This is a genomic window from Mesorhizobium sp. M7A.F.Ce.TU.012.03.2.1 (assembly GCF_004006095.1).
Taxonomy (GTDB): Bacteria; Pseudomonadota; Alphaproteobacteria; order Rhizobiales; family Rhizobiaceae; genus Mesorhizobium.
The window spans coordinates 738,069-752,004 of the sequence record NZ_CP034779.1; the positions used below are offsets into that span (position 1 = coordinate 738,069).

Below are 13,936 nucleotides of genomic sequence, written 5' to 3' on the forward strand. Positions count from 1 at the left end.
CGCTGCCCCTCATCCGCCCTTCGGGCACCTTCTCCCCGTGAACGGGGAGAAGGGAAAACTGGCGCCTACGCCGCCTTGTCGCGGACCTGATAGTCCTTGATCGTGGCAAACTTGATCGCCTTCCAGCGTTCCGCTTCGTAGTTCAGCGAGAAAGCGTGCTGGGCGAGGAACACCGGATCATTGTCGAGGTCGCGGGCGATGTCACCGCGATGCGCCTCGATGAAGCGAAGCGTCTCGGCTTTGTCGTCGGCCGATATCCAGCGGCAGACTGAAAACCGCGACATCTCGAATTCGACCGGCAGCGTGTATTCGAAGTTCAGCCGTTCCTTCAGCACGTCGAGCTGCAGCGCGCCGACGACGCCGACGATGGCCGGCGAGCCATCCTCCGGCGAAAACAGCTGCACGACGCCCTCCTCTGCCATCTGGTGCAGCGCTTCCTTGAGTTTTTTCGCCTTCATCGCGTCGCCGAGGCGCACACGACGCAGGATTTCCGGGGCGAAATTCGGAACGCCGCGGAACAGTATCTCCTCGCCTTCGGTCAGCGTGTCGCCGATGCGCAGCGTGCCATGGTTGGGGATGCCGACGACGTCACCGGCAAAAGCCTCGTCAGCGGTAACGCGGGTCCGGGCAAAGAAGAACTGCGGCGCCGACAGCGACATCGGTTTTCCCGTGCGCACCAGCTTGGCCTTCATGCCGCGCTCGAGCTTGCCCGAACAGACACGGACGAAGGCGATGCGGTCGCGGTGATTGGGATCCATGTTGGCCTGAATCTTGAAGACGAAGGACGTCATCTTCTCTTCGGTCGCCTCGACCTTGCGGGTGTCGGCCTCCTGCGCGCGCGGCGGCGGTCCAAAAGCGCCGAGTGCCTCGATCAGGTCGCGCACGCCATAGTTGCGTAGCGCCGAACCGAAATAGACCGGCGTCAGATGGCCCTCGCGGAAGGCCTCAATATCAAGGGGTCTGCACGCTTCTCGCGCGAGTTCCAGTTCCTCGATGAAGGCTTCGCGCTCGTTTTCGGGCAGCAGCCCGGCGACGCGGTTGGAATCGGGGCCGTTGACCGGCGTGCGTTCCTTCTCCGCGTCGCCCCTGCGCACGGCATTCAGCGCCAGATGATAGGTGCCGGCAAAATTCTTGCCGCGGCCGATCGGCCAGGTGACGGGGGCAGTATCCAGCGCCAGCTTCTGTTCGATCTCGTCCAAAATCTCGAACGGATCGCGGCTTTCGCGGTCCATCTTGTTGATGAAGGTGATGATCGGGATGTCGCGCAGGCGGCAGACTTCGAACAGTTTCAGCGTGCGTGGCTCGATGCCCTTGGCGGCATCGATGACCATGACCGCCGAGTCGACCGCCGACAGCGTGCGGTAGGTGTCGTCGGCGAAATCCTCGTGGCCGGGCGTGTCGAGCAGGTTGAAGACATTGTCCTCATACTCGAAGGTCATCACCGAGGTGACGACCGAGATGCCGCGTTCGCGCTCGATCTTCATCCAGTCGGACCGCGTCTGGATCTTGTCCTTCTTGGCCTTGACCTCGCCGGCGAGCTGGATGGCGCCGCCGAACAGCAGCAGCTTTTCGGTGAGCGTCGTCTTGCCGGCGTCCGGGTGCGCGATGATCGCGAAGGTGCGGCGGCGTGCCACTTCTTCTTCTATTGCTTCGGGCATTCTCTGGGATTTCCGTGTGACAGGCCGGGCTTCTAGCAGCGCAGTGCCGGCCTGTCGACCGGTCCGGCGGCTCGGGCGCTGCTGATCGCCGCCTCACCGTCAGAGCATACAGCTCAGTCGTGCTGTGGCTCCGGCCAGTGCATTGCCGCATATTTTACGCTGCGCGATGTTGGCAAGCGGCTGCCGGGATGGCACTGGATGAACATCCCTCCGGATGACGAGGAAGAGGAGCAAGCATGACTGCGGCGAAACAAGTAATCGTCATCGGCGCCGGCATCATCGGTGCCTCCACCGCCTGGCATCTGAGCAGAGCGGGTGCGCAAGTGACGGTGATTGCCGACAGTGCTGCCGGTGGGGTGGCGACGCCAAATTCGTTCGCCTGGATCAACGCCAGCTGGGGCAATCCGGAGCCCTATTTCCGGCTGCGCACCCGCGCCATGGCCGAATGGTCGCGGCTGGCGCAGGACCTGCCCGACCTGCCGCTTATCTGGTGCGGCGGCCTGTGCTGGGACTTACCGGCGGCCGACATGGAAACCTACGCCACGGAACATTCCGCCTGGGGCTATGGCATCAGCCAAGTCGACCGCGCCGGTGCAGCGCGCATCGAACCTAATCTCACCGAGCTTCCGGATTTTGCCCTGCATGTTGCCGAAGAAGGTGTCGCAGAGCCCGTGGCCGCCGTCCGTGCCCTATTGGCAGACGCGAAGCGACATGGCGCGAAGACCATCTCCAGCACGGTGACGGCCCTGGTCCAGACCGGCGGCAGGATCACCGGTGTCGACACATCGCATGGCCTGATTGCATCGGACGAGGTGGTGGTCGCGGCCGGCGTTGGCTCGCCGGAGATCGCCGCGACCGCCGGGATCAACCTGCCGATCGAAACGCCGCCCGGCCTGATCGTCCATTCGCGACCGCACGAAAAGCTGCTCAACGGGCTGGTGCTGGCCGAGCGGCTGCACATGCGCCAGACGGCGGAAGGCCGCATCATCGCCGGCTCGGATTTTGGCGGAGCCGATCCGGGCATGGATGCCGAAGCCACCGCCCACGCCCTGTTTGCGGCCATGAAGGCCATGCTGCGCGACAGCGATGGGTTGGAACTCGATTTCCACACGGTCGGCTACCGGCCGACGCCGATCGACGGCTTTCCGATCATTGGCCGCGCCGAGGGCTTGGACGGTGTCTATGTCGCCGTCATGCATTCCGGCATCACGTTGGCGCCGGCCATCGGCCTGTTCGCCGCTCGGGAAATCCTCGACGGCGAGCGCGACCCCTTACTTGCCCCTTATGGATTGTCGCGTTTCGCTCAATAGGCGGGCGGACGCCGAAAGCCGCCGGTCAGTGGTTCGATTGCCCTGGCGATGCCGAGCAGCTGTGACTCCGACCAGCGTTTGCCGACCAGTTGCAAGCCGATCGGCAAGCCCTCGCTGCCCTGTCCGCATGGGATGGAAAGCGCCGGATGGCCGCTGTAGTTGAAGACGGCGCCATAGGCCGGCAGCATCCAGTAGCTCTGCTCCTTGCCGTCGACCGTGATCGGCGTGCCCGGCTCGCAATGCGGGAAGGCGGAAGTCATGGCGACCGGGCAGAGCAGCGCGTCATGGTTTTCGAAAAACCGGTCCCAGGCGAGAATGGACCTGTCGCGGCGGGCGAGTGCCTCGAACCAATGCGAGACCGGTGTCGGGTTCTCCGGGGACTCCGGCTGGGCGGCCTCCAGCATCATGCCGATCAGCGCGCCGCCCTGCTCCAGATCGTGGTGCAGATCGAGTTTCGGCAGTTTTGCCTCCTCAACGAGGGCACCGGCCGATTGCAGCTGCCTTGCGAGGTTTTCGACCGCGGCGCTGATGTCGCCGGCCACCGGAAAGCCGGGAAAGGACGGCGCGAAGGCGATGCGCAATGTCCTAGGGTCGAGCTTCGGCATATCCTGGACCGGCACCGGAGCAAGATCGGTGTCGCTTCCATCCGGGCCGGCGATGATTTGATAAATCAGCGCCAAATCTTGCACGCTGCGCGCCAACGGCCCGAGGCAGGACATCAGCCGCACGCTGCGCGCGGCACCGCCGGGATCGGGGAAGGCACCGGCCAGCGAGACACGATGCTCCGTCGGCTTCAAGCCATAAACACCGCAAAAGGCGGCCGGCAGCCGGATCGAATCCTGCATGTCTGTGCCCACGTCGAACGGCGTCATCCCCAAGCAAATTGCCGCTGCCGCGCCTCCGCTGGAGCCTCCCGCCGTGCGCTGGAGATTCCATGGATTGTTGGTGCGGCCGAACAGCGGGTTGTTCGATTGCCAGTCCGAAAGCATGGCCGCGACATTGGTCTTGGCCATCAGCACGCCGCCGGCCGCTTTCAGTCTGATGACGACCGGGCTGTCCTGCTTGGCGACATAGTCGGCAAAGGGCGGGAAGCCGACCGTGGTCCTTATGCCTGACGTTTCGTGCATGTCTTTCAGCGTGAACGGCACGCCATGCAGAGGTCCGGGTGCGGCGCCGCGCGCCTGGGCAGCGTCCGCCTTCTTGGCACGCTCGCGGGCGCCTTCCCTGTCGAGCGAGATGACGGCATTCACCGCATGGTTGTGCGCATCGATTTGCGCCAGATAGGCGTCGAGTGCTTCCACGGCGGAGATTTTGCGCTTGGCGATGGCTGCAGCGAGATCGACGGTTGAGGAGAAGACGATGTCCATGAGGAATGCTCCGGCTTGGCCGCGCGTGCCTGACCAATTGGCGGAACGCGGCGCGATTTCAAGCGGAGTTGAGCATTCGGTATTCGCTAGTGCTTGATCGAAGTTGTGCTGCCGATGTCGGCACTCTACGGCGCCCCCCTCTGGCCTGCCGGCCATCTCCCCCTCAAGTGGGGAGATTGGATAGCGTCACGGCTTTCGCCAATCTTCAACGTTGCAAGAACGCGCGGTCGGCGAAGCTGCCAATCTCCCCACTTGAGGGGGAGATGTCCGGCAGGACAGAGGGGGCGCTGGCCCGCGACTTTGCAGCATTTGCGATCCGGCGAAGAAACTTACCCGACCAGCGCCAGCTTTGCCGCCGCTGGAGCAAACGGGCGAATGCTGATGCCGTCCCGCGTCATCGTGACAAAACTCGATGGCGGGATCGCTTGCCAGTCGCCGCCCTCGCGGTCGAACGGCTCGGACACGATGCAGCGGCCGCCGCCCTTGCGCAAGACGGAGGTGTAGAGCGTCGGCGCGTGGGCGTCGGTGGCATAGCGCACCGCATGCAGCGCCTGTCCATCCGAGAAGGCGGCGGTGAGCTTCAGCGCTGGTTCGAGGCCGGCGCGGCGCGAGGCTTCGAGCACGCGGCTAGTGGCGCGGGACACCGCGCCTTGCGGATCGCCGGCCAACCCTTCGTCGATCATCAGCAGGAAAAAGAGTTCGGAATCGGTGGTGCCTTCGCGCTGGTCGAAGACGGCGTCTGACAGCGAATTCTCCAGCGCGCGGCGGATCTTCTCGAAGCCGCCGATCTGGCCGTTGTGCATGAACGACCAGGCGCCGGAGATGAACGGATGGCAATTCATGCGGCTGGTGGCGCCGCCGGTGGACGCCCGTACATGGGCGAGGAACAGGCCGGATTTGATCTGCCGGCACAGGCTTTTCAGATTGGGATCGGACCAGGCCGGCAGGATATCGCGATAGAGACCCGGCTCTGGGCGGTCGCCATACCAGGCAAGGCCGAAGCCGTCGCCATTGGTCGGCGATTTCGCTTCCTGGGCGCAATGGCTCTGGGCGATCAGCGAGTGACAGGGCGCCGTGAGGATGTCTTCGAGAAAGACCGCTTCACCGAGATAGGCCGCCCACCGGCACATCGCTTCTGTCGTCCTCTAGGCGCGATCCATAAGAGCCGCAGGCTCCTTGATCGCGTGTGTGTCTCTGTTGTGCGTCCGCTCGTAAAGCTCGCGAACGATTCGGCTGGCGGTAGTTTCAAACAGAAATGGCAAGAAAGCATGAACGAGCGCAGCACAAGCCGCCATCAACAGGCGCGACGAAAACCAGGCGGCAAAGCCCATGTGGCTGAAATAGGTTTCGCCGACCTTGGCCGGGTGAGAGGTGAAAATCTTGGCGACCGACATGCTGGTTCCCCTTCAGCGCTTCAAGTTCCTGATATGAGTATCCTGACACGCTTCGCCGGTTCATCGGTCTCAAAATGTCCTTGTATTTCGGTGATCCTTGGGACAAACATCCCACATGACGCTGGAAATTGACGAAATCGACCGGAAATTGCTCGCTGAGCTGCAACGCGACGGCACGCTGTCGGTCGACCAGCTGTCGGAACGGGTGGCGCTGTCGCGCAATGCCTGCTGGCGCCGAGTGAGGCGGCTGGAAGAGGCTGGTGTCATCACCGGCAGGGTGGCGCTGGTCGATGCCGAAAAGCTCGGGCTTGGCCTTTCCGTCTTCATCCTGATCCGCACGTCCAACCACGATCCGGAGTGGCTGCAGAAGTTCCGGGCGGCGGTGACCGGCTTTCCCGAGATCATCGGCGTCTACCGCATGTCCGGCGACCTCGATTATGTCTTGCGCGCCCGCGTCGCCGACGTGAAGGCCTATGACCGGCTCTATCAGCGGCTGATTGCCAAGGTGGCGCTGTCGGACGTTTCCGCGTCGTTCGTGATGGAGGAAATCAAGGAAACGACCGTCGTTCCGATGGAACTGCGTTAGGGGCAGCGCATGTGGGATTGGGTAGTGTCTCGGTATGAACTGGGCGCTTCTGGTCTTTAGGTCCGGTGGGCCTCGTGTAGCCTTAGCAATTCTGACTTGGCATCCACCAAAACCTGTTTCCAATGAGCGATATCGTCCGGCGTCGCTGGTTCTGGCAAAGCGTTTGCTGCATAGGCCTTCAACATGGCCTCAGCGAGACGCTTGCTAGACTCTGCAGTGCTTCTCAATAGGGCTAAGATGTCGGGTTGGTCATCGGCCTGATTATCCATGCGGCCAACATATCGAAATTCGAACAGTTAGGCGACAAACTACCGGACCGGCCATCGTGCCGCCCAAAAGAAAGCCGTTGATAGAATTACAGTCGAGTTGACCGAATCGCCGTTCGCGCCGATAGGATCGATTTTATGCGCGCAGCCCTTCAAACTTCCTCCGTCATCGGTCCGACCGTCGGCTTCGTCAGGTTGCCGCATGCTGAAGGACTTCCCCTTCCCGCCTATGAAAGCACTGGTGCCGCCGGCATGGATCTGCGCGCCGCTGTGCCGGACGACCGGCCGCTGCTGATCCTTCCGGGAAAGCGCGCTCTGGTGCCGACCGGGCTGATCCTGGAAATTCCGGAAGGCATGGAGGGCCAGGTGCGGCCCCGCTCCGGACTTGCTTTCAAGCACGGCCTGACCGTCCTCAACACGCCCGGCACCATCGATAGCGACTATCGCGGCGAGGTGAAGGTGCTGCTGATCAATCTCGGCGATGAAGACTTTGCCGTGACGCGCGGCATGCGCGTCGCCCAGATCATCTTCGCTGCGGTGGCCCAGGCGACCGTGGAAGAGCGCAGTCTGGCCGGTGGTACGGCGCGTGGCGCGGGCGGGTTCGGATCGACCGGCACCGCCTGATGCCTGAACTGCCTAAGCTTGTCATCTTCGACTGCGACGGGATCCTGGTCGATACAGAGAATTTGGCCAATCGGCGTCTCGCCGAATGGCTGACCGCTGCCGGCTATCCGACAAGCTTCGAATATTGCCGCAAGAATTTCTCCGGCCGCAGCATGGCGTCGGTGCAGAAAGAGATCGAAGAAGAGACCAGCGTCAGGCTCGGCGCCGGTTTCGTCGATCGCTGGAACGCCGGCCTGCCGGACCTGTTTGCCCACGGCGTCGAAGCGATCCCCTACGTCCGCGAGTTCGTCGAAGCCGTGCGTTCAGCCGGTATCGCCTATTGCGTCGCCACCTCGGCCCGGGTGTCGAAGATGCACATCACGCTTGGCCAGACCGGGCTGCTGCCGCTGTTCGAACACGCGATGTTTTCCTCGACCATGGTCAGCCGTGGCAAGCCGTTCCCGGACCTGTTCCTGCATGCGGCCAAGACCATGGGCTTCGCGCCTGCCGACTGCATCGTCATCGAGGACAGCGTCGCCGGCACGCAGGCCGGGATCGCCGCCGGCATGCGGGTGTTTTCCTACCATGCCGATCCCTATTCCGACCGCGCCGGCCTGATCCAGGCCGGCGGCATCCTGTTCGACGACATGCGCGAGCTGGCCGGGCTGGTGCCGATCCACTGACCTGATCTTCAGCCTGCAGCTGTACGCCTCGATTGTCCGTGCTAGCTTGGCGCCGCCAACTCGAGGCCACGCATGAACCCCAGCCTGCTCCGCCTCATCCTCGCCTTGATGCTGGCGCCGTTTCTATGGACCGCGGCCGGCGCGCAAGCCATCAGCTTTCCGGAGCTCGGCAGCGCTCTGCCCGGCCGCACGGATGTCACCTATCTCGACCTCGCGAGGATGGTCATTCCGGATCTCGCTGCGGACAAGGACGGCTTCTATAGGGGTGGGTTGCCGATCGAGATGCGTCATATCGAGGGACCGGACAGCGGCGGTTCGCCGCCCGAGACTTCGGGCTTTTCCAATGCCGCGGTGCTCGCCATCAAGGCCGGCGGCAAGGATCGGCTGACCATGCTGTTCGACCTTGGCGATTCTCCCGACAGCGCCGAAGGCTATGCGGTGCTGGCGCTCTACGACATCACGGCCAAGCCAAAGCTGCTCGACGCCGTCAATGTCGCGCTCGACCGCGGCACCTATTTCCACGAGCCGGGCAGACTTTCGGTCAGCGCCAACGATGACGTCCTCATCACCATGAGCGCGCATTTCAATTCGAGCCAGAACTATGTGATCACGCCGCTGATCATGATCCGCGACGACAAGTTCGAACCGATCGACATGATCTATACGTTCGACGAAAACCTGTGCGCCTACAGCCGCAAGCAGGACGTGACTTTGCAGACCGTAGGCGACGGCCAGCCTTATGCCGCCATCAAGGTGACCGTGACCGACTCTACTGTGCTGAACGGCGAAAGCTGTGACGACACTCCGCCCAGACCAGAGTCCCACGAGATTTCCGTCACCTATCACTGGGACAAGAAGACATCGCGCTACACCAAGGATTCCGACGCGCTGGACAAATTGGCAGGAGAGAACGCCAATCGCTTCTGAACCAACCGCATTCGTTTGCCCGGTCAAATCGGGCAGGATAAAATCCGCTTAGCCACACCGCACATGATGGGGGAACTACCATGGACAAGGGCAAGATCTTTCGCGACCTGCATGCCTCGACCTTCGTCATGCCCAATCCCTGGGATATTGGCACGACGAAGCTGCTGACCTCGTTCGGTTTCACGGCGCTGGCGACGACCAGCGCCGGCTTTGCTTTTTCACGCGGCCTGCCGGATGGCGCCGTAACCTTCGACCAGATGATCCACCATTGCCGCGAGGTGACGGCGGCGACCAGCCTGCCTGTCTCCGCCGACCTCGAGAAGGGCAAGGGCGACAGCGCCGAGCAGGCCGCCGAAACCATCTTCGCGGCGGAAGCGGCCGGTCTTGCCGGCTGCTCGATCGAGGACCACACCGGCGATCCCGACAAGCCGATCTATGATTTCGCGCATGCCGTCGAGCGCATTGCGGCGGCGGTGGAGGCGGCGCGGGCGCTGAAGCGCGATTTCGTCTTCACGGCGCGGGCTGAGAATTTCCTGTGGGGCAAGTCCGACCTCGACGACACCATCAAGCGGCTGCAGGCCTTCGAGAAGGCCGGCGCCGACGTGCTCTATGCGCCCGGCATCGGCGACGTCGAGATGATCCGCACGCTCTGCTCGGCGGTCAGCAAGCCGGTCAATGTCATGGCAAAGCCTGGCTTCACCATCGCCGACCTCGCCATGGCCGGCGTCAAGCGCATCTCGCTCGGGCCGTGGCTGACCAATTTCGCCTATGGCATGCTGGAAACGGCGGCGCGCGAGATCCAGCAGGACGGCACCTTCGGCTTCACCCGCGCCGCCATGCCGTTCGGCAAATTGCAAGCCCTCTTCGGCAAGTCTTCAGCTTGAACGGGGCCCATCGCATGACGCTTACCGTCGTCGATATGCATACCGGCGGCGAGCCGCTCAGGATCGTCACCGGCGGCTATCCCAGTGTCCCCAGGGGCACGATCCTGGAAAAGCGCGCCTATGTGCGGGACCATCTCGATCATCTCAGGAAGATCCTGATGTTCGAGCCGCGCGGCCATTACGACATGTATGGCGCCTTGCTGGTCGAACCCGACCTGCCCGGCGCCGACCTCGCCGTGCTGTTCATGCACAATGAGGGCTATTCGACGATGTGCGGCCACGCCATCGTCGCGCTCGGCCGCTACGCCGTAGATGAAGGATTGGTGGCGAAACAGGAACCAATCACGACAGTGAATATCGAGGCGCCGTGCGGGCTGGTCGTCGCCTCGGTCGAGGTCAGGGACGGCAAGGCCGGTGCGGTGTCGTTCGAAAGCGTGCCGGCGTTTCTGTTCGCCGGCGGGCAGACGATAGAGCTGGCGGGCCACGGCACGATCGGCTTCGACGTCGCCTATGGCGGCGCTTTCTACGCGCTGGCCGATTGTCACCAATTCGGGCTCGAATTCGGCAAAAGCCGGGTGCGCGATTTCGTCGATGCGGCAACCGCGCTGACGGACAGGCTCAAGGCCGAATTTCCGATGTCGCATCCCGACCATGCCGACCTTGCCTTCCTCTACGGCACCATCCTGACCGATGGCCGCGATGCCTTTTCCGATGAGGTGACCAAGAACATCTGCGTCTTCGCCGAGGCGGAGGTCGACCGCTCGCCGACCGGCTCCGGCGTCACCGCAAGGCTGGCGGCCATGCATGCCAAGGGCGAGATCGCGATCGGACAGACGCGCACATTCGAAAGCATTGCCGGCTCGCGGTTTTCGGGAGCCGTGGTGCGGACTGCGAAGGCTGGCCCGCACGGGGCGATCATCGCCCGCGTCGGCGGCCGCGCCTATTATAGTGGCAGGACGGAGTTTATCGTCGAAGCGGACGACGAGCTCGGACGCGGATTCCTGTTGCGCTGAAGAAAATGCTCAGCGGCGCGAGGAGCGAGCCACTTCCCGCACCGAGATCGCCTTGTGCAGATGCACCATCACGGCGGCGGCGAAGAGCGGCGTCAGCAGGTTGAGCAACGGCACGGCGAGGAAAGCCGCGATGAGCAGCCCGGCGAGAAACACCGTGCCGGCATAGTGCCTGCGCAAGGCCCTGGCCTCTTCTTCCCCGCGAAAGCGCATGGCAGCGAATTCGAAGAACTCGCGCCCGAGCAGATAGCCGTTGACGATAAAGAAGGCGGCTATGTTGACGCCCGGCACCAGCAGAAGCAGCAGGGCGACGATGTTGCCGAGAATGACGACGCCGAGGAATCGCGCCGACAGCACCAGCGAGCGCAGCGCCGGCATGGCGCGACCGGTCGGATCGCCGGGATAGTCGGTGCGCTCGACCACTTCGGCGATATCGTCGAGGAACAGGCCGGCGACAACAGCCGTCACCGGCGCGATGAGCAATGCCATGCCGAAGGCAAGCGCTATCGCGGCGATGATGCCACCCAGCCAGCCGGCCCAGGACGGTATGCCGGGCAACAGCGTCTGCAGCCACGGCAGGGCGAGCCACTCGACGAGGCTGGTCAGGCCGAACCACAAGGCGACAAGCGCCAGCAGCGTCAGACCCAATGTCTTGAGGAACACGGCCCGAAAGGGAGGCGAGAGCAGCTCGAGGGCCGCAGTGCGGGCAGCGTCGAAAATCACCGTGCTTTACCCCCAGGTCACACCAGACACCGTCGAAAAGGCGGATGCTTCCGAGATAAGCAGAGCACGGCATGAGCGCAAGCAGGCCGGTTCTTTTGCTTTGGCGCAATCCCCAAGGGGAGAGCGCTATGCGCTTTTCCTTGGAAAACCGCTTCACACTTGTCCTGGAATTGCTCTACCGCGCAAATGCTGGCTTTCGAACCGGAATGGTCATGGCGGCGACCCCAGCCACGACAAAACCCATGCCCAGCCATGCCGTCGAGCCTAGGCTTTCGCCGAGGAAAAGGGCGCCGATGCCGACGCCGATCGGCACCCGCAGATAGGCCTGCGAGGTGGTGCCGACCGAACCCAGCGTGTGGATGAGGCGGAAATAGATGACGAAGGCCAATGCGGTGGAAAACACCGACAGGCCGAGCAGGGCCAGAATCGATGCGGCCGAAGGCGCCAGCGTCCACGGCTGGTCGAACACCAGACTGAGGGGCACGAGGATGACGGCGCCGCACAGCATCGAACCCGCGGCAGGCAGCATCGGATCGAGACCCTTGAAGCCGCGGCCGAAAATGGCGGCCCCGGCATAGCAGATTGTTGCCGCTACGATGGCCAACTGCGCCCACAACTCGTGACCGAGACCACCCAGTGCCTGCGTGCCTATGATGAGACAGATGCCGGCAATGCCGGCGCCGACGCCAATCAGCTTGCGCACCGTGACCGGCTCGTGGCGGGTGATGAGCGCTGTCAAGAGGAAGGTGAAGATCGGCGAGGTCGCGTTCAGGATGGTGGCGAGGCCGGCATCGACCGAACGTTCCGCCGCGGCGATCAGGGTGAACGGGATGACGCTGTTGAGGCAGGCCTGGAAGGCGAAGCGGCGCCAGCTTGCCGCATCGCCCGGCATGGCGAGCCCGCGCCAGCGGAGGATGGCAAACAAGATACCACCGGCAATCAGGGTGCGGGCGGCGATGAAGGTGACCGGCGGGATGGTTTCGACGCCGATCTTGATGAAGGTGTAGGAGGCGCCCCAGAGCACCGCCAGCACGACGAGCAGCGCAAGGTCGGTGGTCATGTCGTTCTTTGCAGGCTCGTTCTTTGTCGGCATGGCTCGCCTTCAAACGGGATCGGGTGAGCCATGCTTGTAGGCGGCCCGGCGATGAAATGCTTCGGCCACGGTCGAATTGTCATAGCGCCTCGCGGCTGATGCGCCTTTTGCCTGTTCCGCCAAAGTTGCGTGTCACGCCCTAGGCAAACCGGTTTCAAATCGCTAGACCCGCGCCGGACCGGCGTGGCAAGAAGCCGGCTCGGGTTTTGGCGGAGATTTTGATGCCGGATTATGACGTGCTTTGCATCGGCAATGCCATTGTCGACATCATCGCCCAGTGCGACGAGNGAAGCCGGCTCGGGTTTTGGCGGAGATTTTGATGCCGGATTATGACGTGCTTTGCATCGGCAATGCCATTGTCGACATCATCGCCCAGTGCGACGAGGAATTCCTCGAGACCAACGGCATCATCAAGGGCGCGATGAACCTCATCGACACACAGCGCGCCGAACTGCTCTACAGCCGCATGGGGCCGGCGATCGAGGCGTCCGGCGGCAGCGCCGGCAACACGGCGGCCGGCGTCGCCAGCTTCGGCGGCCGCGCCGCCTTCTTCGGCAAGGTCTCCAACGATGCGCTGGGCGAAATTTACGCCCACGACATCCATGCGCAGGGCGTCGCCTTCGACACCATACCGCTCAAGGGTGAGCCGCCGACGGCGCGCTCGATGATCTTCGTCACGCCCGACGGCGAGCGCTCGATGAACACCTATCTCGGCGCCTGCGTCGAGCTTGGCCCTGAGGATGTCGAAGCCGACAAGGCATCTGGCGCCAAGGTCACCTATTTCGAAGGCTATCTGTGGGACCCGCCGCGCGCCAAGGAGGCAATCCGCCAGACGGCGAAGCTGGCGCACGCAGCAGGCCGAGAAGTGTCGATGACACTGTCGGATTCGTTCTGCGTCGACCGCTACCGCGACGAATTCCTTGAGCTGATGCGTTCGGGCACGGTCGACATCGTCTTTGCCAACAGCCACGAGATCAAGTCGCTCTACCAGACGTCGTCGTTCGACGAGGCGCTGGCCCAGATCCGCAAGGATTGCCGGATCGCCGCCGTGACCCGCTCGGAAAAAGGCTCGGTGATCGTGCGCGGCGACGAGACCGTGGTCATCAAGGCGACCGCCATCAAGGAACTGGTCGACACGACGGGCGCCGGCGATCTCTATGCCGCCGGCTTCCTGCATGGCTACACGCAAGGCCGCGACCTGCAGACNATCAAGGCGACCGCCATCAAGGAACTGGTCGACACGACGGGCGCCGGCGATCTCTATGCCGCCGGCTTCCTGCATGGCTACACGCAAGGCCGCGACCTGCAGACCTGCGGCGATCTTGGCTCACTGGCGGCCGGCTTGGTGATCCAGCAGATCGGCCCCAGGCCACGGCAGAATCTGCGCCGCGAGGCTGAGCAGGCGGGGTTGCTGTAGGGAAAGCTCTTCCCT

Annotated in this window: 14 protein-coding genes; 8 read left to right on the forward strand and 6 right to left on the reverse strand. The window is 63.4% G+C overall.

What is annotated here, in order from left to right; genetic code table 11:
• Nucleotides 1-65 precede the first annotated feature (65 nt).
• Nucleotides 66-1,658 (reverse strand): peptide chain release factor 3, encoded by a 1,593-nt coding sequence (locus EJ079_RS03560; protein WP_127808105.1) that lies wholly within the window; start codon nt 1,656-1,658, stop codon nt 66-68.
• Between the two features lie 236 nt (nt 1,659-1,894).
• Here EJ079_RS03560 and EJ079_RS03565 point away from each other — a divergent pair, with 236 nt between their 5' ends.
• Nucleotides 1,895-2,968 carry an FAD-binding oxidoreductase gene (locus EJ079_RS03565; RefSeq protein WP_127808106.1) on the forward strand — a complete coding sequence of 358 codons (1,074 nt, stop codon included), beginning with the start codon at nt 1,895-1,897 and terminating at the stop codon, nt 2,966-2,968.
• Here EJ079_RS03565 and EJ079_RS03570 read toward each other — a convergent pair.
• The 3 genes from EJ079_RS03570 to EJ079_RS03585 form a co-directional block, all read right to left on the reverse strand.
• Entirely contained in the window at nt 2,962-4,335 is a 1,374-nt protein-coding gene (locus EJ079_RS03570; protein WP_127396465.1) for an amidase, read from the reverse strand. The two genes, EJ079_RS03565 and EJ079_RS03570, sit on opposite strands and share 7 nt — an antisense overlap.
• Nucleotides 4,336-4,664: 329 nt before the next feature.
• The gene (locus tag EJ079_RS03580; RefSeq protein ID WP_127266625.1) at nt 4,665-5,465 is read right to left on the reverse strand and encodes a class II glutamine amidotransferase; all 801 of its coding nucleotides are present in this window, start codon (nt 5,463-5,465) and stop codon (nt 4,665-4,667) included.
• Between the two features lie 15 nt (nt 5,466-5,480).
• Nucleotides 5,481-5,729 carry a DUF6356 family protein gene (locus tag EJ079_RS03585; protein ID WP_127808107.1) on the reverse strand — a complete coding sequence of 83 codons (249 nt, stop codon included), beginning with the start codon at nt 5,727-5,729 and terminating at the stop codon, nt 5,481-5,483.
• Nucleotides 5,730-5,844: 115 nt separating this feature from the next.
• Here EJ079_RS03585 and EJ079_RS03590 point away from each other — a divergent pair, with 115 nt between their 5' ends.
• The 6 genes from EJ079_RS03590 (at nt 5,845) to EJ079_RS03615 (ending at nt 10,691) form a co-directional block, all read left to right on the forward strand.
• Nucleotides 5,845-6,315 carry an Lrp/AsnC family transcriptional regulator gene (locus EJ079_RS03590; protein ID WP_127808108.1) on the forward strand — a complete coding sequence of 157 codons (471 nt, stop codon included), beginning with the start codon at nt 5,845-5,847 and terminating at the stop codon, nt 6,313-6,315.
• 404 nt (nt 6,316-6,719) lie between these two features.
• Nucleotides 6,720-7,205, forward strand: a complete 486-nt coding sequence (gene dut, locus EJ079_RS03595; RefSeq protein WP_127396467.1) for a dUTP diphosphatase — start codon at nt 6,720-6,722, stop codon at nt 7,203-7,205.
• Entirely contained in the window at nt 7,205-7,867 is a 663-nt protein-coding gene (locus EJ079_RS03600; protein WP_127408497.1) for an HAD family phosphatase, read from the forward strand. Before dut ends, EJ079_RS03600 begins: the two co-directional genes overlap by 1 nt.
• 72 nt (nt 7,868-7,939) lie before the next feature.
• The gene (locus tag EJ079_RS03605) at nt 7,940-8,794 is read left to right on the forward strand and encodes a hypothetical protein (protein WP_127808109.1); all 855 of its coding nucleotides are present in this window, start codon (nt 7,940-7,942) and stop codon (nt 8,792-8,794) included.
• A gap of 80 nt (nt 8,795-8,874) precedes the next feature.
• Nucleotides 8,875-9,678, forward strand: a complete 804-nt coding sequence (locus EJ079_RS03610; RefSeq protein WP_127808110.1) for an oxaloacetate decarboxylase — start codon at nt 8,875-8,877, stop codon at nt 9,676-9,678.
• Between the two features lie 14 nt (nt 9,679-9,692).
• Nucleotides 9,693-10,691, forward strand: coding sequence for a proline racemase family protein (locus EJ079_RS03615; RefSeq protein WP_127808111.1), 999 nt, complete (start codon nt 9,693-9,695; stop codon nt 10,689-10,691).
• 9 nt (nt 10,692-10,700) lie between these two features.
• Here EJ079_RS03615 and EJ079_RS03620 read toward each other — a convergent pair whose 3' ends face one another.
• Nucleotides 10,701-11,411: a sulfate transporter family protein gene (locus tag EJ079_RS03620; RefSeq protein ID WP_127266633.1), complete on the reverse strand. Its 711-nt coding sequence runs from the start codon at nt 11,409-11,411 to the stop codon at nt 10,701-10,703.
• A gap of 175 nt (nt 11,412-11,586) precedes the next feature.
• Nucleotides 11,587-12,471 carry an EamA family transporter gene (locus EJ079_RS03625; protein ID WP_164761879.1) on the reverse strand — a complete coding sequence of 295 codons (885 nt, stop codon included), beginning with the start codon at nt 12,469-12,471 and terminating at the stop codon, nt 11,587-11,589.
• Nucleotides 12,472-12,823: 352 nt separating this feature from the next.
• Between EJ079_RS03625 and EJ079_RS03630 the strand changes: the two genes are divergently transcribed.
• The gene (locus EJ079_RS03630; RefSeq protein ID WP_164873722.1) at nt 12,824-13,921 is read left to right on the forward strand and encodes an adenosine kinase; all 1,098 of its coding nucleotides are present in this window, start codon (nt 12,824-12,826) and stop codon (nt 13,919-13,921) included.
• Nucleotides 13,922-13,936: the final 15 nt, after the last annotated feature.

Coding starts and splice junctions, on each gene's coding strand:
- EJ079_RS03560 (WP_127808105.1), bottom strand. CDS start 1,658: ATGCCCGAAGCAATAGAAGAAGAAGTGGCACGCCGCCGCACCTTCGCG.
- EJ079_RS03565 (WP_127808106.1), top strand. CDS start 1,895: ATGACTGCGGCGAAACAAGTAATCGTCATCGGCGCCGGCATCATCGGT.
- EJ079_RS03570 (WP_127396465.1), bottom strand. CDS start 4,335: ATGGACATCGTCTTCTCCTCAACCGTCGATCTCGCTGCAGCCATCGCC.
- EJ079_RS03580 (WP_127266625.1), bottom strand. CDS start 5,465: ATGTGCCGGTGGGCGGCCTATCTCGGTGAAGCGGTCTTTCTCGAAGAC.
- EJ079_RS03585 (WP_127808107.1), bottom strand. CDS start 5,729: ATGTCGGTCGCCAAGATTTTCACCTCTCACCCGGCCAAGGTCGGCGAA.
- EJ079_RS03590 (WP_127808108.1), top strand. CDS start 5,845: ATGACGCTGGAAATTGACGAAATCGACCGGAAATTGCTCGCTGAGCTG.
- dut (WP_127396467.1), top strand. CDS start 6,720: ATGCGCGCAGCCCTTCAAACTTCCTCCGTCATCGGTCCGACCGTCGGC.
- EJ079_RS03600 (WP_127408497.1), top strand. CDS start 7,205: ATGCCTGAACTGCCTAAGCTTGTCATCTTCGACTGCGACGGGATCCTG.
- EJ079_RS03605 (WP_127808109.1), top strand. CDS start 7,940: ATGAACCCCAGCCTGCTCCGCCTCATCCTCGCCTTGATGCTGGCGCCG.
- EJ079_RS03610 (WP_127808110.1), top strand. CDS start 8,875: ATGGACAAGGGCAAGATCTTTCGCGACCTGCATGCCTCGACCTTCGTC.
- EJ079_RS03615 (WP_127808111.1), top strand. CDS start 9,693: ATGACGCTTACCGTCGTCGATATGCATACCGGCGGCGAGCCGCTCAGG.
- EJ079_RS03625 (WP_164761879.1), bottom strand. CDS start 12,471: ATGACCACCGACCTTGCGCTGCTCGTCGTGCTGGCGGTGCTCTGGGGC.